19 protein-coding genes are annotated in these 19,089 nt (G+C 65.9%); 14 read left to right on the forward strand and 5 right to left on the reverse strand.

Annotated elements, in window-relative coordinates; translation table 11 throughout:
- Window positions 1-7: 7 nt before the first annotated feature.
- The gene (locus U743_RS10870) at window positions 8-322 is read right to left on the reverse strand and encodes a hypothetical protein (protein ID WP_043768207.1); all 315 of its coding nucleotides are present in this window, start codon (window positions 320-322) and stop codon (window positions 8-10) included.
- Between the two features lie 135 nt (window positions 323-457).
- On the opposite strand from U743_RS10870, the gene U743_RS10875 reads away from it, so the two are divergent.
- Window positions 458-1,255 carry a M48 family metallopeptidase gene (locus tag U743_RS10875; RefSeq protein ID WP_043768209.1) on the forward strand — a complete coding sequence of 266 codons (798 nt, stop codon included), beginning with the start codon at window positions 458-460 and terminating at the stop codon, window positions 1,253-1,255.
- Window positions 1,256-1,306: 51 nt separating this feature from the next.
- Here U743_RS10875 and U743_RS10880 read toward each other — a convergent pair whose 3' ends face one another.
- Window positions 1,307-1,714 carry a MerR family transcriptional regulator gene (locus U743_RS10880; RefSeq protein WP_043768212.1) on the reverse strand — a complete coding sequence of 136 codons (408 nt, stop codon included), beginning with the start codon at window positions 1,712-1,714 and terminating at the stop codon, window positions 1,307-1,309.
- A gap of 81 nt (window positions 1,715-1,795) precedes the next feature.
- On the opposite strand from U743_RS10880, the gene U743_RS10885 reads away from it, so the two are divergent.
- Window positions 1,796-2,158, forward strand: coding sequence for a DUF3703 domain-containing protein (locus U743_RS10885; RefSeq protein ID WP_043768215.1), 363 nt, complete (start codon window positions 1,796-1,798; stop codon window positions 2,156-2,158).
- A gap of 11 nt (window positions 2,159-2,169) precedes the next feature.
- The gene (locus U743_RS10890; protein ID WP_043768218.1) at window positions 2,170-2,790 is read left to right on the forward strand and encodes a cation diffusion facilitator family transporter; all 621 of its coding nucleotides are present in this window, start codon (window positions 2,170-2,172) and stop codon (window positions 2,788-2,790) included.
- Between the two features lie 16 nt (window positions 2,791-2,806).
- Here U743_RS10890 and U743_RS10895 read toward each other — a convergent pair whose 3' ends face one another.
- The 3 genes from U743_RS10895 to U743_RS10905 are packed head-to-tail and all read right to left on the reverse strand — an operon-like array spanning window position 2,807 to window position 8,575.
- On the reverse strand, window positions 2,807-5,983 hold the full coding sequence (locus U743_RS10895) for an efflux RND transporter permease subunit (RefSeq protein ID WP_043768220.1): 3,177 nt from the start codon (window positions 5,981-5,983) through the stop codon (window positions 2,807-2,809).
- A complete protein-coding gene (locus tag U743_RS18140) occupies window positions 5,976-7,142 on the reverse strand; it encodes an efflux RND transporter periplasmic adaptor subunit (protein ID WP_052367946.1) in 1,167 nt (388 codons plus the stop codon). The genes U743_RS10895 and U743_RS18140 overlap by 8 nt, the downstream gene beginning before the upstream one ends.
- Entirely contained in the window at window positions 7,142-8,575 is a 1,434-nt protein-coding gene (locus U743_RS10905; RefSeq protein WP_043768222.1) for a TolC family protein, read from the reverse strand. The genes U743_RS18140 and U743_RS10905 overlap by 1 nt, the downstream gene beginning before the upstream one ends.
- A gap of 342 nt (window positions 8,576-8,917) precedes the next feature.
- On the opposite strand from U743_RS10905, the gene corA reads away from it, so the two are divergent.
- The 11 genes from corA to U743_RS10960 all read left to right on the forward strand — a co-directional run bounded on the left by corA (window position 8,918) and on the right by U743_RS10960 (window position 19,068).
- Complete coding sequence (gene corA, locus U743_RS10910; RefSeq protein ID WP_043768225.1) at window positions 8,918-9,865, forward strand: magnesium/cobalt transporter CorA; 948 nt, start codon at window positions 8,918-8,920, stop codon at window positions 9,863-9,865.
- 57 nt (window positions 9,866-9,922) lie between these two features.
- Window positions 9,923-10,315, forward strand: coding sequence for a hypothetical protein (locus U743_RS10915; RefSeq protein ID WP_156966412.1), 393 nt, complete (start codon window positions 9,923-9,925; stop codon window positions 10,313-10,315).
- Window positions 10,316-10,701: 386 nt separating this feature from the next.
- Complete coding sequence (locus U743_RS10920) at window positions 10,702-12,591, forward strand: copper resistance system multicopper oxidase (protein ID WP_043768231.1); 1,890 nt, start codon at window positions 10,702-10,704, stop codon at window positions 12,589-12,591.
- Window positions 12,584-13,447, forward strand: coding sequence for a copper resistance protein B (locus U743_RS10925; RefSeq protein WP_198022011.1), 864 nt, complete (start codon window positions 12,584-12,586; stop codon window positions 13,445-13,447). Before U743_RS10920 ends, U743_RS10925 begins: the two co-directional genes overlap by 8 nt.
- Before the next feature lie 18 nt (window positions 13,448-13,465).
- On the forward strand, window positions 13,466-14,170 hold the full coding sequence (locus tag U743_RS10930) for a c-type cytochrome (protein WP_052367950.1): 705 nt from the start codon (window positions 13,466-13,468) through the stop codon (window positions 14,168-14,170).
- Between the two features lie 25 nt (window positions 14,171-14,195).
- Window positions 14,196-14,669 (forward strand): DUF411 domain-containing protein, encoded by a 474-nt coding sequence (locus U743_RS19500; protein WP_052367953.1) that lies wholly within the window; start codon window positions 14,196-14,198, stop codon window positions 14,667-14,669.
- Between the two features lie 153 nt (window positions 14,670-14,822).
- Entirely contained in the window at window positions 14,823-15,368 is a 546-nt protein-coding gene (locus tag U743_RS18145) for a MerR family DNA-binding protein (protein ID WP_052367955.1), read from the forward strand.
- 11 nt (window positions 15,369-15,379) lie between these two features.
- Window positions 15,380-16,321, forward strand: a complete 942-nt coding sequence (locus U743_RS10945) for a cation diffusion facilitator family transporter (RefSeq protein WP_043768236.1) — start codon at window positions 15,380-15,382, stop codon at window positions 16,319-16,321.
- Window positions 16,318-17,232 carry a DMT family transporter gene (locus tag U743_RS10950; protein ID WP_043768241.1) on the forward strand — a complete coding sequence of 305 codons (915 nt, stop codon included), beginning with the start codon at window positions 16,318-16,320 and terminating at the stop codon, window positions 17,230-17,232. Before U743_RS10945 ends, U743_RS10950 begins: the two co-directional genes overlap by 4 nt.
- Window positions 17,233-17,335: 103 nt before the next feature.
- Complete coding sequence (locus U743_RS10955; RefSeq protein WP_043770774.1) at window positions 17,336-18,304, forward strand: IS5 family transposase; 969 nt, start codon at window positions 17,336-17,338, stop codon at window positions 18,302-18,304.
- A 332-nt stretch (window positions 18,305-18,636) separates the two neighbouring features.
- Complete coding sequence (locus U743_RS10960; RefSeq protein WP_043768246.1) at window positions 18,637-19,068, forward strand: hypothetical protein; 432 nt, start codon at window positions 18,637-18,639, stop codon at window positions 19,066-19,068.
- Window positions 19,069-19,089: the final 21 nt, after the last annotated feature.

The raw sequence follows: 19,089 nt of genomic DNA on the forward strand, positions 1-19,089 counted from the left end.
GGAAGACTCAGACGATGGGAGGTGTGAAGGGCAGTTCGGGGGGCGCGCGGCAAAGCGCCGAACTCGCCGACGCGCCGTAACCGCTGCCTGACACGCAAGGCGCAGGCGACCACTCGGGCGCCAGCGCGAGCAGGTGCGCGGACGCATGACAACAATGGTCGCAGTCCGAGATGACCTTGCCCCCGTCGACGTGCGCATGCGCCGCCGTGGCGTTGTCATCGCCCCGCAGCGGCAGATCCAGGTGCGCAGACCAGGACAAGCCGCTCAGCGCAATGCAAAGCGCAACGGCGAGGCCGACGAAGAAAGGCAGGCGCGCAGACATTGCGCCACTCTAGCAAGCGTTGCCGGACACCGTCAGAAGACCGGCCCACAGGCGCACCCGCTGCGGCCTGCGTGGGCCTCTGCCGCGCAGCGGCCTATCATGCCGGCCTTCATGCCATGCGGAACGCAGCCCGCGATGCCCTACCTCACCCTTCGCCTCGGTCTGCTACTGCTCCCATTGCTCGCGCTCGCGGGCTGCGAGCAGACGCCCACGGGTCGCAAGCAGCTCGCGCTCGTGCCCGATACGGTCATGAACGATATGGGCGAACGCGCCTTTGCCCGCATGAAGCGCGAGCAGGCCCTGGCGAGGAAGCCCGCCGCACGCGCGCTGGTCGGATGCGTCGCGGAGCGCGTGGTTGCGGCCGCAGCACGGACCTATCCGGCCGCGCCGCGACCGGAAGACTGGGAAGTCGTGCTGTTCGAGAGCCCGACCCCGAACGCCTTCGCGCTGCCCGGTGGACGCATCGGCGTGCACAGCGGCATGCTGGACGTCGCCGAGAGCCCGGCGCAGCTGGCCGCCATCGTCGGCCACGAAGTCGGGCACCTGCTGGCCCGGCACGGCAACGAACGCATGACGCAGCAGCTCGGCATCCAGGTCGTCCTGATGCTGGTCGGCCTGCTCGGCGATATCGAGAGCGGCCAGATCCTGCAGGTGCTCGGCCTCGGCGCCCAGATCGGCATCGCCCTTCCCTTCAGTCGCGCCCACGAAGCGGAGGCCGACCTCATGGGTCAGCGCCTGATGGCCGCCGCCGGTTTCCCGCCCGAGGCGAGCGTAGCGCTGTGGCGCAACATGGCTGCGGCGGGTGGCGACCAATCCATGGCCTTCCTCTCCACCCATCCCTCGCATGCCGCGCGCATCAGGGACCTCAATGCCGCACTCCCGGCGTCCCGGCGCGTCTTCGCGCGGGCGCAGCCCCACGACTGCGCCGGCTGAAGGCGCTTCGCCGGCGCGGGAAGGCGCAGTGCCGCGGCCCCGGCCGGGGCGTCAAGAACTCGCCTCGTCGCTCAGCGCGGCGAGGATGCCGCAATCGCGCATCGACTGATGCCGATCACAGGCGCCCTGCAACTGCGCCAACCGCACTTCCAGCTGCTGCAGGCGCGCGATCCGCGAGCGCACCGCAGCGAGCTGCTCGGCCACCTGCTCGTCCACCGCGTCGCACGGCGCATCCGGGTGACTGGCGAGCGCCAGCAGGCTGCGCACGGCGGCGATCGGGAAACCCAGATCGCGTGCCTGCGTCACGAAGGTGATGCGCTGCAGCTCCTGGTCGCCGTAATAGCGGTACCCGTTGCTGCCGCGAATCGCTCCGGGCAACAGACCGACGCGCTCGTAGTAGCGGATGGTGGCAGCCGGGCATCCCGTCCGGCGAGCCGCCGTGCCGATTGAAAACCGCATGTCCCGCTCCGCAAGGCTTTACCTTGTAGCGACTTTAGGGCTTAGCGTCTGCATAGTCAGCCAGCCGTGTCGGAGTCTCAGATGGGTTTTGCTTCGCGAATCCGCCCCCACGTCGCCGCCGAGCTGCGCCACGCCGAAGCCGCCGAGGCCGCCGGTGACGCGGCCCGCGCCTTCCGTCACCTGGAGCGCGCGCACGTGCTCGGGCAAGCATCCACGCGCGAACATGTCCGCGTGCACCTGCGCATGCTGGGCTGGGCGCTGCGCCAACGCCGTCACGCCGAGATTCGGGGTCAGCTGCCCCGCATCGCCGGCGCAGCCACCAAGACAGCGCTGGGGCTTGTACCGACCGGCAATACCGGCGGCGCCAATATCAGCCCCTTCAAGCGCCTCACGATTCCGTCCGATCTGCAGGCCCGCATCGCGATCGCCCGCTCACCGCACTGAGCGCTTTCACCATGTCCGCCAACTGCTGCAACGAGAACGACCCCTGCCTCACCGCACTGCGCGAGCGCCAGACCCGCATGCTCTGGACCGTGCTGGCGATCAACGCGGTCATGTTCGTCGTCGAGTTCACGGCCGGATGGCTGGCGTCCTCGAACGCACTGCTGGGCGATTCGCTGGACATGCTCGGCGACAGCCTCGTCTACGGGCTGAGCCTCTTCGTGGTCGCGCGCAGTACGCGCTGGAAGGCGGTCTCGGCCGGCTTCAAGGGCACGGTGATGCTCGGCTTCGGTGTGCTTGTACTGGCGGACGCCGTGCACAAGGCATTGCTGGGCGGCGCACCGCAGGCCGGCACCATGGCGGCTATCGGCGCGCTGGCACTGGCGGCCAACAGCGTCTGCCTGCTGCTGCTGACGCGCCACCGCAGCGACGACGTCAACATGCGTTCGGCGTGGGTCTGCTCGCGCAACGATCTGATCGCCAACGGCGGCGTGCTGCTCGGCGCCGCACTGGTCGCCGTCAGCGGCAGCCGCTGGCCGGACGTGGTGGTCGGCACCGTCATCGCCGCGCTCTTCGTCTATTCCGCCACCGGCGTGCTGCGCGACAGCCGCCGAAGCTTCAGCGCCGCTGCCTGAGGCAACCGGGAGCGGCTCAGCCCGTCTCGTGCTCCGGCATCGGCAGCCGCTCGACGCCGCGCCGCAGCCCCCGGTGGAGATCCTCCAGCGCCAGATAGGCAGCGGGGATGAGCACGAGCGCGATGACGGTGACGAAGAGCACGCCGAAGCCGAGTGAAACCGCCATGGGGATCAGGAAACGCGCCTGCAGCGACGTTTCGAAGATCATCGGCACCAGGCCAAAGAAGGTGGTCAGCGAGGTCAGCAAAACGGCCCGGAAGCGCCGCGCACTGCCGATGACGACCGACCAGGCCGGACCATGGCCGCGATCGCGCGCACTGTTGACGGCATCGATGAGCACGAGGCTGTCGTTGACAACGACACCGGACAGCGCCACCAGCCCGAACAGACTGATGAAGGAGATGTCCAGCCCCAGCATCATGTGACCGGCCACCGACCCGATCAGGCCAAAGGGGATCGCCAGCATGATCAGCAGCGGCTGCACGTAGGAATGGAAGGCCACCGCGATGAGCGCGTACATCACGAACAACGCCATGATCAGCCCGCCCCCCAGGGCCGCGAACGATTCCGCGCGCTCCTCCTGACCACCGGAAAGCTCCCAGTCCATGCCCGGATAGTCGTTCGCCAGCTCGGGCAGCACCCGTGCCTGCAGGTCGCCGCTGATCTGACTCGCTGAAGCCAGCGCGGGGTTCACCGAGGCCGTGACGTCGATCACGCGGCGCCCCGCCTCGCGACCGATGCTGGTGAAGGCGCGCGCATAGCTCAGGTTGGCGGCCTGATCCAGCGGGACCTCGCCGCCGGCAGGCGTGCGCAGGATGAGGTTCTCCAGCGTCTCCAGGCGGTCGCGCTCGGCCTCCGGCAGACGCGCGTAGATGCGCAGTTCGTCGCGCCCGCGCTGCTGGCGTTCGGCCTCGGCCCCGAAGAAGCTGCCGCGCAGCTGCGACGACACGGCGCCGACGTCGAGCCCCAGCGCGCGCCCGAGCGGCGTCAATCGGATCTCCACCTGCGTCTTGCCGCGCGTGAAACCGTCGTCGATGTTGTAGACGCCGTCGTAGGTGGCGAACTCGGCGGCCAACCGTTCGGCCATGCGTTCCAGCGTGTCCTGGTCACGGTGCGCCAGCTCGATGCCCAGGTCGGCACCGGCGCCCGGTCCGAGGCCGAAGGAGAAGTTCAGTCGATCCACGCCCACCGGCTCCCCGATGCGGCTGCGCCAGGTGTCGGAGAATTCGCGCGCGCTGAAGTCGCGCAGCCCGGTTTCCACGAGTTCCACCTGCACGAAGCCGGAATTGGCGCTTCCCTGTGAACTCCCCCCACCGCCGGGCCCGGTCCCTCCGGCCTGGCCACCCACCTCCGCGTAGATGCCGCGCAGCACGCTGTCGGCGCCGTTCGCAGCCAGCGCTTCGGCCGTGGCGCGTGCCTCCTCGCTCAGCAATCCGATCAGCTCGCTGGTCTCGTGCATGGGTGCGCCCACCGGCAGGACAACCGTCGCGGTCACCGAGTCCCCTTCGATGTCCGGCATGAAGCGGATCGGCATGCGGCCGGAAGCGAGCAAGCCCAGCACCACGATCAGTGCCGCCAGCCCCACTGACAAGGTCAGATAGCGCCGCCGCAGCGCACGCGCCAGAAAGGGCCGGTAGCGGTGGCGAATGAAGCGCTGCAGACGCGCCGAGACACCTTCCTGCAAGCGCTGCAGCGCCCCCATTGGCCCGCGCCACGGGCGCACTTCCCGGACCGAAGCCAGGTGCGCCGGCAGGATGAACAGGCTCTCCACCAGCGACAGCAGCAGAATCGGAATGACCACGAGCGGGATGTCCATGAAGAACTTGCCCATGGTCCCCGGCATGAAGAGCAGCGGCGCGAAGGCCACGACCGTCGTGAGCACGGCGAAAACCACCGGCCGCCCGACCTCGCGGGCGCCACGGATCGCTGCCTCCAGCGGTGGCACGCCCTGACTGCGGTGGTGGAAGCCCGCTTCGCCGACGACGATGGCGTCGTCGACCACGATGCCGAGCACCAGCAGGAAGGCGAACATCGACAGCATGTTCACGGACACACCGAACATCGGCATGAAAAGGAACACGCCCAGGAAGGTCACCGGAATGCCCAGCGTCACCCAGAAGGCCAGCGCGGGGCGCAGGAAGAGCCCCAGCACGATCAGGACGAGAACGACACCGATCTGCCCGTTGTCGATCAGCAGACCGATGCGCCCGGCGTAGAGCTCCGAGCGGTCCTGCCAGACCTCGACGCCGATACGGTCCGGCCATTCGGCACGCTTGCGCTCGGCGTAGTCGCGCACCAGCGCCGCGATGTCCAGCGGCGACTGCTCACCCACGCGGTACACGCGCACCTGGCCGGCGGGCCGGCCATCGAAGAAGGCGGCACGGTTGGTGTCGCGGAAGCCGTCGTCGACGCGCGCGATATCGCCCAGACGCACGATCGAGCCGTCGGCCTCGGCGATCAACACCAGCTCGCGCAGTGCCTCGGCCGTCTCGCGCCGCTCGTCGACGCGCACGAGCACTTCACCGCCCCGCGCCTCGATCGAGCCGGCGCCGAGCTGTTCCGAATTCTGATCGATCCGCTGCGCGACCTGCGGCAGCGTCAGGCCGTGACGCCGCAGTTCGGTCTGCCCGATCTCGATGCTGATCTCCGGCGGCGGGATGGCGGCGACATCCACCAGCGTGATGCCGGGCAGGTCGAGCAGCTCGCTGCGCGCCTCCTCGGCGAGCCGCTTGAGCGTGTGCGTATCGATGTCGCCGTGCAGGATCAGGCTGACGACCTGCTGCCGCATGTCGGCCGGCGCGATGATCGGCTCCTCCGCCTCGGTCGGGAAGGTGGTGATGCGGTCCACCGCGCTCTTGACGTCGTTGAGGGCGGCATTGATGTCGCTGCCCTCGAAGAGTTCCACGGTCACACGCCCCATGCCCTCCGAGGCGGTCGAGCGCATCTCCTTGATGTCCTCGATGTCGCGCAGATTCTCCTCGATGGCCAGCACGACACCCTCTTCCACCTCGCTGGGCGTTGCCCCCGGAAAGGGCACCTGGATGGTGATGATGTCGAGCTGGATGCTGGGAAAGACTTCCTGCTTGACGTTCAGTGCGAAGAGCAGCCCACCGATCAGCAGCACCAGCATCAGCAGATTGGCCGCAACGTGGTTGGCGGCCATCCACGCGATCGGCCCGCGCGGCTCAGCCATCGGCTTCGTCCTCGCGGCGCAGGCGCAGACCCGATACCGGCCCGCTCAGCGAGCTGGTGACGATGCGTTCGCCGTCACGCAGGCCGTCGTCGATCAGCACGAAATCGGTGGCCCGCCACACCACTTCCACCTCGCGGATCTCGAGTTCGCCGTCGGCGTAGATCCACACCGTATCGGCCTCGTGCAGGTGTTCGCGCGACAGGCGGATCAGCTCGCGCGAGCGGTTGCCGCGCAGCGTCACATCCACGAAGGCATCCAGAAGCAGCGGCAGCCCCGCGCTGTCGCGCGCTCTCGGATCCGGCACCCGGATCAGCAACTGCGCCAGCCGCCCCTGCGGCGTGACACCGCCGTAGAGCCGCGTCACTTCGCCGCTGCGCTCGACGGCCCGCCCCGGACCGACCTGCTGGCGAATGCTGGCCTGCGAGCCCTGCTCGGCATTGAAGCCGGGGACATCGACCTCGGCCAGATGCGCGATGGGCAGGCTGGCGCGCACCCAGTAGCGGTCTACCGCCACCAGATTGGCCAGGGTCACCTGCGGGCCGACCCGGTCGCCGCGATTCACCGATCTTTCCAGCACCAGCGCATCGAAGGGGGCGCTCAGCCGGGTCCGGGCGAGATCGGCGCGCGCGCGATCGAGCTGCGCACGCGCGCGCTTGACCGCAGCCTCGGCGGCGGCCAGCTGCGGCTCGCGACGCGCCAGCGACTCGTCTACCGGTACGTCCAGCCCCGAGGCGAAGCGCTCGTACTCGGCCTGAGCGACCTCGCCGCGCCCGCGCTCGAGGGCGCGATCGGCCTGCGCCTGCGCGAGCTGCGCTTCGGCTTCGGCAACCGCCGCCGCGAAATCGGTGCGCTCGATCGTCACCAGCGTATCGCCGTTGCGCACAACGGAGCCAGGCTCCAGATCGTCGCTGACCGAGGTCACGCGGCCGCTGACCTGTGCCTGCAGGGTCATCGATTCGGCGGGGATCACCGTGCCGGTGGCCTGCACATCGATCCGCTGCGGGCTGCGCGCAACCGTCGTCGTGCGCACCAGCCGCGCCGGCACCGCCTCGGCTGCGTGTCGCTGCGGGGGCTCGGTGGTCAGCATCATGGCCGCGACAACCGCGAGCGCGGCGATCAGGACCAGGATCGGCAGAAGGGCTTTCCAGAAGCGGGACATCAGGGGGACTCCTCGGCATCGGCGCGCAGCAGCGCCGGGGGCTCCGGGGTGCCGGCGACATTGGCCGCCAGGCCGCGGCACAGGTTCACGCGCTGCAGGAAGCGCGCATTGCGCGCAGTCAGCGCCTCCAGCTCGGCGCTGTTGACGGCCTGCTGCGCGGACAGGACTTCCAGATAGGCGAGCTGGCCCTGCGCATAGCGTCGGTGCGCCAGGTTCAGCCGCTGACGCGCATGCATGATCTGCGCATCCAGCTCGCTGATGCGGGTGCGCGCCGCGCGCTCACCATCGAGCGCCGCCTGCACCTCACGCAACGCCTCCAGCCAGGCCTGCTCCAGCGCGAACAGCCGCTCCACGGCGACGGCTTCCGCTTCCGCCTGACGGGCGGCCAGGGCGCCACCCTGAAACAGGCTCCAGTCGAGGGCCGCCGCGACTTCGCGGATGGTGCGATCGAAGAGATCGCCGACGGCCGCCGCCTGCGTGAAGAGATTGGCCGACAACGTCAGGCGCGGCCAGCGCTCAGCGGCCGCCGCCGCCGCCCGCGCATCGGCGGCCTGCAGGCGCAGCCAGGCCGCGCGCAGATCGGGACGCGCATCCAGCAGGCTGCCCGGCAACCCGGCGTCGGGCAGCGCGCCCGGCGCGGGCAGCGCCTCCGGGGGCTCGGGCAGGGCCGCGGCGCCCGGGGTCTGGCCCAGCAGCAGCTCCAGGCGCAGGCGCGCCGCATCCAGCGCGCCCCGCGCCTCACTCAGCCGCGCCGCCACCGAGGCGGCCTGCTGTCGCGCCTGCTCGAGGGCGAGCGCATCCGATTGCCCGTTGGCGAAACGCAGCGCCTGCAGGCGTTCCAGGGCGCGCGCGTCCTCGGCCTGTGCCACCAGCGTGGCCACCCGCCGCGTGCTCGTCACCCAATCCGCCCAGGCCGTCGCCGTGTCGGCAGCCAGCGAGATCGCCGCCGTCCGCAGATCCCCTTCGGCCGCGCGCGCCGACAACCGTGCGGCCTCGCGCCGACTGTCCAGGCGACCCCAGAAATCCAGCTCGTATCGTGCTGCCGCGGTCGACTGCCAAGTGCCGCTGCCGGTGCTCGACTGCTGCCCACCCGCCTGCGGTGGCACCGCGGTTGCGCCGTCGCCGGACGACTCACTCCGCTGCAGCGACAGCGACAGGCTGGGCAGTAGCGTGCCGCCCTCGGCGCGCGCGGCGGCACGCGCCTGGCGCAAGCGCGCCCACGCCTGCGCCAGGGTCGGGCTGTCCGCGAAAGCGCTCGCGACGAGGGTCTGCAACGCCGTACCACCGAGCTGTGTGCACTGCGCGATCGGGGCTTCACCATCTCCGGTGAAGCGCTCGGACTGCGGCAGCGTCTGCTCGACTTCCGGCGCCATCGGCGTTGCGCAACCGGCCGCCAGCCCCGCGAGCGCCAGACTGCCCAGCGCACGTCGCAAGCTACGCGCCGCGGACCGCGCACAAGCCTTCGGCGGACGTGACGCGCAAGCGTATCCGCGTGCCCCTTCCCTGCCGTTCGGCAATGCTCGACCGTCCGTGATAGGAATGCCCCTCGATCGCTGATCGCAAATTCCTGCGGCGGCACCTGCAGCGCGACCACCGGCGCCGGTGCAAGGCGCTGCGTTGCGCCTCTGGGACCGGCAACCGCGCACTGCAGTTCAACCGCCGCGCGCTGCGCATGATGCCGCATTCCATGGCACGGCAGGCGCCGCCCGCAGCGCCGGATCGCCAGACCGCATTCCCGATAGACTTGCGGCCCATCGCGGAGCGGGAGACAAGCCATGCTGAACGCGCTCACCCTGGAAAGGGGGCGGCTGGTGCCGCTGGCGGAAAACCGCCTGGCCGAAGCGCTTGAGGACGCGACCTGGGTCGACCTCATCGACCCCGACACCGACGAGCGCGACCGCGTGCAGCGCCTCTATCGCCAGGAGCTGCCCGAAACCGAGGATGTCGACGAGATCGAGGCCAGCGCCCGCTTCTACGAGGACGCCGGCGGCCTGCATATTCATTCGCTCTTCCTGCAGGAGGTGGAGGACCGGCCGCGCAATACTTCGGTCGCCTTCACCGTGACGCGCGAGCGCCTGTTCACCCTGCGCGAGCGCGAGATCCCCGCCTTCCGCCTGCTGCGCATGCGCGCGCGCCGCGTGGCCGGCCTGGCCGACGACCCCATGAGCGTGCTTCTGGCGCTGCTGCAGATCAAGATCGACGATCTCGCCGACACCCTGGAAGAGGTCTACACCGGCCTGGAGAAGATCAGCGGACTGGTGCTCGAAGACAACGACGCCAATATGGAGGACGCACTCGACGACCTCGCCGTGCACGAGGACATCAGCGGCAAGGTCCGCCTCTGCCTGATGGATACGCAGCGCGCCCTCACCTTCCTGCAGCGCCGGGGCCGGCTCGGCCCCGAGCACGCGCAGCAGGTGCGCGAGCTGGCCCACGACATCGAGTCGCTGCTGCCGCACAACAGCTTTGTCTTCGACAAGATCAACTTCCTGATGGATGCCGCCCAGGGCTTCATCAACATCGAGCAGAACCAGATCATCAAGATCTTCTCGATCGCCGCCGTCGTCTTCCTGCCGCCCACCCTCATCGCCAGCATCTACGGCATGAACTTCGCGCACATGCCCGAGCTCGGCCAGCCCTGGGCCTACCCGGCGGCACTGGTGGGCATGGTGCTGTCGGCGATCGCGCCCTATGCGTTCTTCCGCTACAAGGGCTGGTTGTAGCACCGCGCCTTGACTCTGTACCGGGGTCCAGGCTTTATGCTGCAGTTCGGATCGTTGGTGACTGCCCTCGTCGTGCCCCTCTTCCGCCTCCTGCTGATGCTGTCGCTGCTCTTCACCGGTGCCGCCGGCGCCGCCGGCGAGACGCCGTTGCGATGGCTCGATCAGCAGCAGGCCGACTGCCCGCACAGCGCGATGGCCACCGGCATGGCGGCATCGCATGCGCACCAGGCTGAGGCTGTGACGCCGATACCGGACTGCTGCAAGGCGGGGACCGACTGCAGCAGCGAATGTCGCTCGAGTTGCGCCGCTGCGACCACCGGCGTACCGCCCCAGCCGGTTGTGGCGGATCGGTTGCCCGGCCGTGTTGCAACCGGGCCTGCGCCGCGCACCCGGCTGCCCTCCGCGCCCCCCGAGAAACTGCTGAGACCGCCCAGAACCCGACGCCTGTGATCCGGCGCGGTGGCGATGCGCTCGCCGCCGCGATCTTCCGATTCGCACGACGGAGACCGGCCATGCCCTTCAGCATTTTCCACGCACGCGACTGCCGCCGCCCCCTTCCACCGACGCGCACTGCTGATGGTGCTGCGAGTCTTCCCGTCGCTGTTCGCGATCCGGCGCGGGCGCAGGCTGACCAATGCAGGCGAAGCGGCGTCGACCACCACTTCGCCGGTGGCACATCAACATGGATAGCGACCATCCTTCACGACAGATACTCGCGTACCAAGTTGTCCACTTGGTGCGACCCCACTCGTTTCCTTTGGGGCAGGCGATAGAGATTGAGGCCCTGAGCCCGGGAGGCACCTCCTTCATCTCTTCACCACAACACGGAGTCCATCATGATCCAAGACGAAATTGATCGCCGACGGCTGCTTCAGGCGCTGGGTGGTGCGGGGATGCTCGCCGGCCTGGAGGCCCTGCTCCCCGCATACGCACGCACTCGTGACAGCGCGCATCCCGCGGACGCTGCCGCGCAAGTCCCCGGTGGAACGCCCGGGGACGTGACCATGGATATTCATGTCCGCCGACAGACCATCGACATTGCCGGAGGTCGGGCGTCGGCAATCACCCTGAATCACTCCCTTCCCGGCCCTCTCGTGGAGCTGTGGGAGGGGTACAACGCCCGATTGCGGGTACACAACCACCTCGATGAGTCCACTTCCATTCACTGGCACGGAATCCTGCTGCCGTTCACGATGGACGGGGTGCCGGGCATCGCCTTTCCGGGTATCGATCCGGGCGATACCTTCGAGGTGAATTTCCCGATACGCCAGTACGGCAGTTATTGGTACCACAGCCATACCGGCGTGCAGGAGCAACTCGGCCAGTACGGCCCGCTGGTTATCCATCCGAAAAGTCACGAGGACCACATCCCCGCGGACCGCGAATACGTCGTGGTGCTCAGTGACTGGACTTTCGAGGATCCCCACCGGGTCATGGCGAAGCTCAAGAAGATGAGCGACTACTACAACTTCAACGCGCGCACCATCGAGGACTTCGCCGAAGACGCCTCCGAGACGGGGTGGGGTGCAACCCTGCGCGACCGCCTGGCGTGGGGGAGCATGCGCATGACGCCCCGCGACATCGCCGATGTCACCGGCCACACCTACACCTACCTGATGAACGGGATGCACCCGGGCACCAACTGGACCGGCCTATTCAAACCAGGGGAGCGCGTGCGCCTGCGGGTCATCAACGCATCGGCGATGAGCTATTTCAATGTCCGCATCCCGGGGTTGCCGATGACGGTGGTTGCCACGGATGGACAAAACGTGGAGCCCGTGGAAACCGATGAATTCCAGATCGGGGTTGCCGAGCGCTTCGATGTGATCGTGCAGCCCAAGGCCGACAGCGCCTACACGCTGATGGCCGAATCCATGGACCGCAGCGGCTACGCCCGCGGCACCCTGGCACCCCATCCCGGCATGAGCGCGGCAGTCCCCCCATTGCGAGAGCGACCGGAGCGGACCATGGTCGATATGGGCATGGCCATGATTGACATGGACATGGACAGCGCCGAAATGGGGGCCATGGGCCATGCGAATGAAGGTGGCATGGGCAAGTCCGGCATGCAGCATGACGGGCACGACATGGGCGCCATGCAACACGGCGATCACGCCATGCCGGATAAGGCGTCGCAAGGGGACCACGCCATGATGGGTTCGGCCGGGCCGATCGTCGCCCGCCATGGGCCGGATCGGCACGGTCCCGGCAATATCAGCGTTGCCGAAGTCCAGCGCGATCGCCTGGCCGAGCGCGGCACCGGCCTCCAGGATGTACCGCACCGGGTGCTCACCTACAGCCAGTTGCGCAACACCAAGCCCATGGCGGACCGGCGTGAACCCAACCACACCGTGGAGCTCCATCTGACCGGCAACATGGAGCGCTACATGTGGTCATTCGACGGGGTCAAGTACACCGATGCCGACAGTCCCATCGACTTCCCCTACGGCGAGCGGGTGCGCTTGATTCTCGTCAACGACACGATGATGGAGCACCCGATCCATCTGCACGGCATGTTCATGGAGCTGGAGAACGACCAGGGCGAACATCTACCTTTCAAGGACACCATCAGCGTGCTGGCCGGATCGCGGGTCTCGCTGCTGGTCACTGCCAACGAGCCCGGCCGCTGGGCCTTTCATTGCCATTTCCTCTATCACATGGATATGGGCATGTTCCGCGTGGTCCGCGTGCTCCCCACCGACAACGAAGGAGAGCGTGATGCCTAAGCTGGCAAGTGACTGGATGATCCCGGTTCTGCTGCTCGGGAGTGTGTCGCTCCCCCTGACTGCTGCGGCCGGTAACGACACGCCGTCCGGCTCGGAAACAGATGGGAGTTCGAGCGAGGAGCTTCCCGGAAAGATCACGGATCCTGATGTCATCGCTCCGCCCGGCGCCAGAACCTCCTTTAGCGGGGCGCCTGCCGAGTGGACCAACTTCGTCAAGGACTCGAAGCCCTTCGCCTTCAGCCTAATCGATCGCCTGGAGTATGGCGAAAGCGACGAGGAGGACACCTATGTGTGGGACGCCCAGGGCTGGATCGGCGGCGACATACACAAGTTCTGGTGGAAGACCGAGGGGGAAGGCTCGGTCGATGGCGGTTCCCCCGAAAGCACCGAGCTGCAAGCCCTCTACAACCACACCGTCTCCCCATTGTGGGGTGTCCAGGCAGGGGTTCGCTACGATATCCATCCCGACCCGGAGACCGGCTATGCGGTACTCGGCGCGCAGGGGCTGGCGCCTTACTGGTTCGAGTCGGATCTGTCCGTCTATCTCAGTGAGGACGGCGATCTGAGCTTCCGCGGCGAATTCGAGTACGAGCTGCTGTTCACGCAGCGCTTGATCCTCCAGCCACGCCTGGAGATCAACGCCAGTGCCGACGAGGTCCCCGAGTTGGGGCTGGGCAGCGGGCTCAACAACACCGAGGCCGGCATGCGCCTGCGCTACGAGATCAGGCGCGAATTTTCCCCCTACATCGGCGTGCGTTGGGAGCAGCGCTACGGCGATACCAAGGTCATCGCGGAGCGCGAAGGCGAACCGTCCTCGGCAACCTCTGTCGTTATCGGGCTTCGGGCCTGGTACTGACTCGTCGGGAGCAAGGCCATGAAATCATTCAGGGCCGTCATCAAGACGCTGACGGTCATTGTCGTGATTGCGCCGCTCGCCGCAGTGGGCTTCGCCTGGTCTGGCCTTTACAACGTGGCCGCCACCGATACGCACTTGCCGGTGACACACTGGTTGCTGGAAACCACCGTACGCCGGTCAGTGGCCCGGCACGCCGACGGAATCGCAGCGCCGAAACTGGGGGCTCGCGAGCAATGGCTTGCAGGCATCAACGACTACGAAGCCATGTGTGCCGGCTGCCACACGCCCCCTGGCGGTGCGCAGTCGGCCATGGCCAAGGGTATGTACCCATCGCCGCCCGACCTTGCTCGCTCCGCCGAGCATATGGATGCCGCCGAGCTGTTCTGGGTCACCAAGCACGGCATCAAGGCCAGCGGCATGCCAGCCTGGGGGCTAACCCACGACGACGAGGCGCTGTGGCATATCGTAGCCCTGCTCAAGCAGTTTCCGGACATGACCGGCGAGCGCTATCAAAAGCTCAAGGGCGCGGCAAAGCGCCACGGTGGTCACCACGGTCGCAACGACGGCGACGACAACGACGCCCATAGCCACGGTGGCGATCAGCGGGTCAGGGAAAACCAAGGAGGAGAGAGCGGCAGGGAGGATCACCATGCCTCCGAGCAACATTCCAATTCCAGCGACGAGACAAGGCACGAGGATCAACATGGCAACCACAAGCACTAAGAGAACGCATGCTCTGATATGGCGCATGGCGCTGCTGCTCGTCACGGGTTTACCGATGTTATCGGGGTGTGCGCAGGAGACCTCGAACAACGGCGAAGCCAAGGCCACCGAGCTACCGACGGCAGTGATATACAAGAACCCCAGTTGCAGCTGCTGCGCAAAATGGGGCGAGCATCTGGCAGCCAACGGCTTCACCGTTGAGATGCGCGACACCCAGCGACTGGCGTCGATCAAGGACGCACACGAGGTGCCGGCCGACATGCGTTCCTGTCATACCGCAGAGATCGGTGGCTACGTCGTGGAAGGCCACGTGCCCGCAGCCGACATTCATCGACTGTTGCGCGAGCAACCGGACGCCCGCGGACTCGCCGTTCCTGCGATGCCGCTCGGCTCGCCCGGGATGGAAGTGGATGACCGCCGTCAGGCGTATACGGTATGGCTGTTGGGTGACTCCACACCCACCGCTTTTTCCAGCTATGCAGCACGGAGTCTCGAATAAGTGGCACGGAGCGTCTCTCGGGTCGCTTGACTCTGAAGCGTACTGCAGGGTTTAGGCTTATTCGCGCCACACATGACATGCTTGGACTCAGGCGGTGGCCACGCTAACAACGCCAGCTTGGCGATGTACCGAAATTCGTCATAGAGGATCGACATGAATGCCCTCAACATCGGTCAGCTCGCCAAAGCGTCGGAAACCGGAATCGAGACGATCCGGTTCTACGAACGTCACGGACTCATGCCCGAGCCAACGCGCGCTGCGAGCGGCTACCACCGTTATCCACGCGCGGCGGCTAAACGCATGCATTTCATCCAGCGCGCCAAGCGACTTGGCTTCACCCTCAACGAGACCGCTTCACTGCTACGCCTTGAGGAGGGTGGCAATCGCACCGAAACCAAGACTATCGCCTCGACCAAGCTGGAAGAGATCGAGTCCCGCATCGCCGATCTGCAACGGATGCGCAAGAGACTAAGGGAGCTTACTCAGCACTGCTCCGATCAAGGATCGGGTAGCCGGGCCGGCTACCCGATTACCGCAGCACTCAACGACAGGGACGCACAAATGAGTGAACAAACGCGTGCAGGGGCAACCGATCCGGTTTGCGGCATTAGCGGAGGATCACCGTCTCGACTAGAAGAATGTGATTCACTCGCGGTCATCCGGCTCATAAGCGCAATCATTTTTTACGTCCGCAAATGAGGGTATAGCTCATGAACCACGAACACGGCGGCCACAGCGGCCACAGCGGCCACATGCCCTCAAGTGGACCAGGCATGATGATCTCGGCTTGGCTCACCGGGGTTTATTTCGTCATAGAGATGGGGATCGGACTGTGGACGGGGTCGATCGCGGTGATATCGGACGCCTTCCATACCTTCTCGGCAGTCGGTGGCGTCCTGGTCGCCATCTTCGCTGCCCGACTAGCGCGACGCCCTGCCGATGAGAACCGCAGCTTCGGGTGGTATCGCGCCGAAATCATCGGCGCACTGGTGAATGGCGGCTTCCTGCTCGGCATGGCCCTAGTCGTGATCGTTATGGGCGCAATGCGGCTGGCCCAGCCCATCGACCTGCCCCCTGGGCCCATGCTGCTCGCCGCGGCCGGCGGTCTGATCACCGAGGTGATCTCGCTCGGTTTGATCTGGAAGCAGAGCCGGACCGATCTGAACGTCAAGGGCGCTCTCTGGCACATCATCCAGACCTTCGTCGGCAGTCTGCTGATCATCGTCACCGCCCTGGTCATCCACTTCACAGGCTTCCTTCTGATCGATCCGCTGCTGGGCATGGCCTTCGGCTTCGTGCTCCTCTGGGCAAGCTGGGGCATTCTGCGCGATGCGGCCCATCTGCTGATGGAAGGCACGCCCGCCGAGATCAGCCTGGCCGAGGTGACCGAGGCTCTAGAGGCGCTGGATAACGTCAAGAACGCCCATCACGTGCACGCCTGGGCGCTGACCAGCGGGCGCCACGTTTTCTCCGGACACTTGCGGATTGCAGAGGATGCGGACCCGCAGAATGTACTCAGGGCCGCCTACAAGATGCTCAAAGACGAGTACGACTTCTTCTTCGCCACCTTGCAGGTGGAAACCGCCTGCGTCGACGAATCCGGCGCAGAGGCGATCGACATCACCAGTGCGACACGCAAGAGTCAAACATGAAGACCCTGCTTCTGCTCGCCTTGATCACGGTCTCCGAAGCAACCATTGGTGTGTTCGTCAAGCTCACTGACGGACGGATCCCGATCCAGACATTGACCTTCTACGCCATGGCCTTCGCGGCGGCCTTCCTGTTCGTCGCGAGGTCACTGGCGAACGGCGAACGGCCGCGGTTCCCCAAAAACAATCTCAAGGACACAGCCATCATTGGTGTGTTGATCGCGGCCCAAGGCGGCGTATTCAACCTCGCTATGTCACTCGTGCCAATTGCCAACGCAGTGATTTTTTGGAGCATTGCGCCATTTTTCGTGTTTATTTTCTCGGCATTGTTTTTAGGCGAGACGGCGAAGAGGAGCTACATCTTGATTTTTGTGGTAGCGCTCGTCGGCATCGCACTGGCCAACCCGCTCGGTGGCGCCCATATGCTGGGTAATCTTGTGGCGTTGAGCACCGGCGCAATCTACGCAGCGATGGTGACCTACATGCGATACGAGGGAAAGAGCGAGACCAGCAACGACATTGCTTGGTCACTTCTGATCGCGGCACTTGTGCTTTCGCCCTTCTTGCTGATTTCTGGTCCTGGCGATATGGCGTCGACAATCGCCTATCCGAAACTGAGTATGGAGCTTCCGGTGATGCTGTGGGCTTTGGGCCTTGGCGTAGTTTCAACCGGTTTCGCGTATTTCGGGATCTCTATTGTCTTGAGATCGATTAGCGCGAATGTATACGCACTGGTTGACATCATCGTCTCACCCATAGTCGCCGCAACGCTGGGTTACGTGATTTTCTCCGAAGTCCCGGGGAGCGGAATGATTCTCGGCGGCGCGCTATTGCTCGGCGCCGGGTTTTGGTTGACGCGTGAGATGTCACGCGGCAAGGAGAACCAAGCTGTTCACCCGTGCCAATGTGCATAAAACATCCACCCGACAATCCATTGACCCCGGGCTTAGGGAAACTCTGATCAATCGCCCCGATCTGGGATGATGCCGGGGCACGGAGACGATGGTGAGCCAGTCGATGAAGCAGCGGACGTTCGCGGATCTTGAGCAGGCGCACAAGAAGAAGGTGACGCGCCGCGAGAAGTTTCTGGCGGAGATGGATGCGGTTATTCCGTGGTCGCGCCTGGAGGCGTTGATTGCGCCGCACTACCCGAAGCCCAAGGCGGGCAAGCCGGGGCGCCGGCCGCTGTCGCTGGCCACCAAGCTGCGCATCTACTGCCTGCAGCAGTTCTACGGGCTGTCGGATCCAGGCGCCGAAGAGGCGCTTTACGACTCCGATGCCATGCGCCGCTTTGCCGGCATCACGCTGACGGATGAGGCGGTGCCTGACGAGAGCACGATCCTGCAGTTCCGGCGGCTGTTGGAGCGGCACGGGCTGGCCGAGCAGATCTTTGCCGAGGTCAATGCCCACCTGCGCGAGCGGGGCCTGATGCTGCGCGAAGGCACGCTGGTGGACGCCACGCTGATCCACGCGCCCAGCTCGACGAAGAACCAGAGCGGTACGCGGGATCCCGACATGAGTCAGACGCGCAAGGGCAACCAGTGGTACTTCGGCTGCAAGGCGCATATCGGCGCCGATGCCCACAGTGGCCTCGTGCACACCGTTATCGGCACAACGGCCAAAGTCGCCGACATCACCCAGACCGAAGCCCTGCTGCACGGCGAAGAACGCATCGTGCTGGGCGATGCCGGCTATCGACGCACGGGCCGCAGCCTGGATGCCCCGGCGCCCGATAGTGGACCGCGCATCGTCACGCCTTACGTGCGCAGTGCCGGCAAGGCGCTGCTGGAATGGCAGCGCGCCGCCAACCGACGTCTGGCGTCTCTGAGAGCCCGGGTCGAGCATCCGTTTCGGATTGTCAAATGCCAGTTCGGCTACACCAAGGTCCGCTATCGCGGCCTGACCAAGAACACCGCGCACCTGCACAGCCTGTTTGCCATGGCCAACCTCGTGGCGGCCCGAAGACAGCTGCTGGCGGCAGGATAGGTGCGTCCAATGACAACGAAATCGGGCTTCTGCAGAGGCTGAAGCCCCCGAAACAGCCTTCATTTCACCCGGTGTGCAGCCTGCAATGTCTTCGCGGTCACTCATCCGACTTTGATCAGACATTCCTTAGGACTGGGTGAAAGAAGCGTGGCAATCGCACCAAAGACCGGAAGCCTCCGGAAGCGAGAGCCCGCACGAGTTGCGTGTGCCGCATGCGCTAGCCGGCATCACGAAAGGTCTCGATTGGCTCCGCTGAAGAGGCAGGATCGAGGAAGTGGCCCCGTTGGCCGCGTTCGCTTTTAGATACACCACATTCAATTAGGAGCATCATCATGAAGACACTCATCTCAACCATCGTCTTGACCTTCGCATTGGCCCTGCCACTGGCTCACGCTGGCCAAGAGCATGGCTCAGGCAAGCAAGGCGATAGCTCGGGCATGGGCATGCACAAGGGCATGATGGACAAGGACGGCATGCATCAGCATATGCAGAAGATGCGGAAGACGATGAAGCAGATCCACAACTCGAAGGATGACACTGAACGACAGCGCCTTATGCATCAGCACATGCAGCAGATGCACGAAAGCATGGGCGCCATGCAGGGCGGCATGATGGGCGACGGCAACATGGGCAAAAAAATGCAGGATATGAGCCCCGAAAAGCGCCAGCAGATGATGGAAGAGCGAATGCAGACGATGCAGGGCATGATGGAACAAATGATGGAGCACATGAAGGCGCGCCACTCGATGGGACAAGACCAGTAGCCCTCTGGGTCCTGTCCCGGA

The sequence above is a fragment of the Algiphilus aromaticivorans DG1253 genome (assembly GCF_000733765.1).
GTDB classification, from domain to species: domain Bacteria; phylum Pseudomonadota; class Gammaproteobacteria; order Nevskiales; family Nevskiaceae; genus Algiphilus; species Algiphilus aromaticivorans.

Coding starts and splice junctions, on each gene's coding strand:
- U743_RS10870 (WP_043768207.1), bottom strand. CDS start 322: ATGTCTGCGCGCCTGCCTTTCTTCGTCGGCCTCGCCGTTGCGCTTTGC.
- U743_RS10875 (WP_043768209.1), top strand. CDS start 458: ATGCCCTACCTCACCCTTCGCCTCGGTCTGCTACTGCTCCCATTGCTC.
- U743_RS10880 (WP_043768212.1), bottom strand. CDS start 1,714: ATGCGGTTTTCAATCGGCACGGCGGCTCGCCGGACGGGATGCCCGGCT.
- U743_RS10885 (WP_043768215.1), top strand. CDS start 1,796: ATGGGTTTTGCTTCGCGAATCCGCCCCCACGTCGCCGCCGAGCTGCGC.
- U743_RS10890 (WP_043768218.1), top strand. CDS start 2,170: ATGTCCGCCAACTGCTGCAACGAGAACGACCCCTGCCTCACCGCACTG.
- U743_RS10895 (WP_043768220.1), bottom strand. CDS start 5,983: ATGGCTGAGCCGCGCGGGCCGATCGCGTGGATGGCCGCCAACCACGTT.
- U743_RS18140 (WP_052367946.1), bottom strand. CDS start 7,142: ATGTCCCGCTTCTGGAAAGCCCTTCTGCCGATCCTGGTCCTGATCGCC.
- corA (WP_043768225.1), top strand. CDS start 8,918: ATGCTGAACGCGCTCACCCTGGAAAGGGGGCGGCTGGTGCCGCTGGCG.
- U743_RS10920 (WP_043768231.1), top strand. CDS start 10,702: ATGATCCAAGACGAAATTGATCGCCGACGGCTGCTTCAGGCGCTGGGT.
- U743_RS10925 (WP_198022011.1), top strand. CDS start 12,584: ATGCCTAAGCTGGCAAGTGACTGGATGATCCCGGTTCTGCTGCTCGGG.
- U743_RS10930 (WP_052367950.1), top strand. CDS start 13,466: ATGAAATCATTCAGGGCCGTCATCAAGACGCTGACGGTCATTGTCGTG.
- U743_RS19500 (WP_052367953.1), top strand. CDS start 14,196: ATGGCGCTGCTGCTCGTCACGGGTTTACCGATGTTATCGGGGTGTGCG.
- U743_RS18145 (WP_052367955.1), top strand. CDS start 14,823: ATGAATGCCCTCAACATCGGTCAGCTCGCCAAAGCGTCGGAAACCGGA.
- U743_RS10945 (WP_043768236.1), top strand. CDS start 15,380: ATGAACCACGAACACGGCGGCCACAGCGGCCACAGCGGCCACATGCCC.
- U743_RS10950 (WP_043768241.1), top strand. CDS start 16,318: ATGAAGACCCTGCTTCTGCTCGCCTTGATCACGGTCTCCGAAGCAACC.
- U743_RS10955 (WP_043770774.1), top strand. CDS start 17,336: ATGAAGCAGCGGACGTTCGCGGATCTTGAGCAGGCGCACAAGAAGAAG.
- U743_RS10960 (WP_043768246.1), top strand. CDS start 18,637: ATGAAGACACTCATCTCAACCATCGTCTTGACCTTCGCATTGGCCCTG.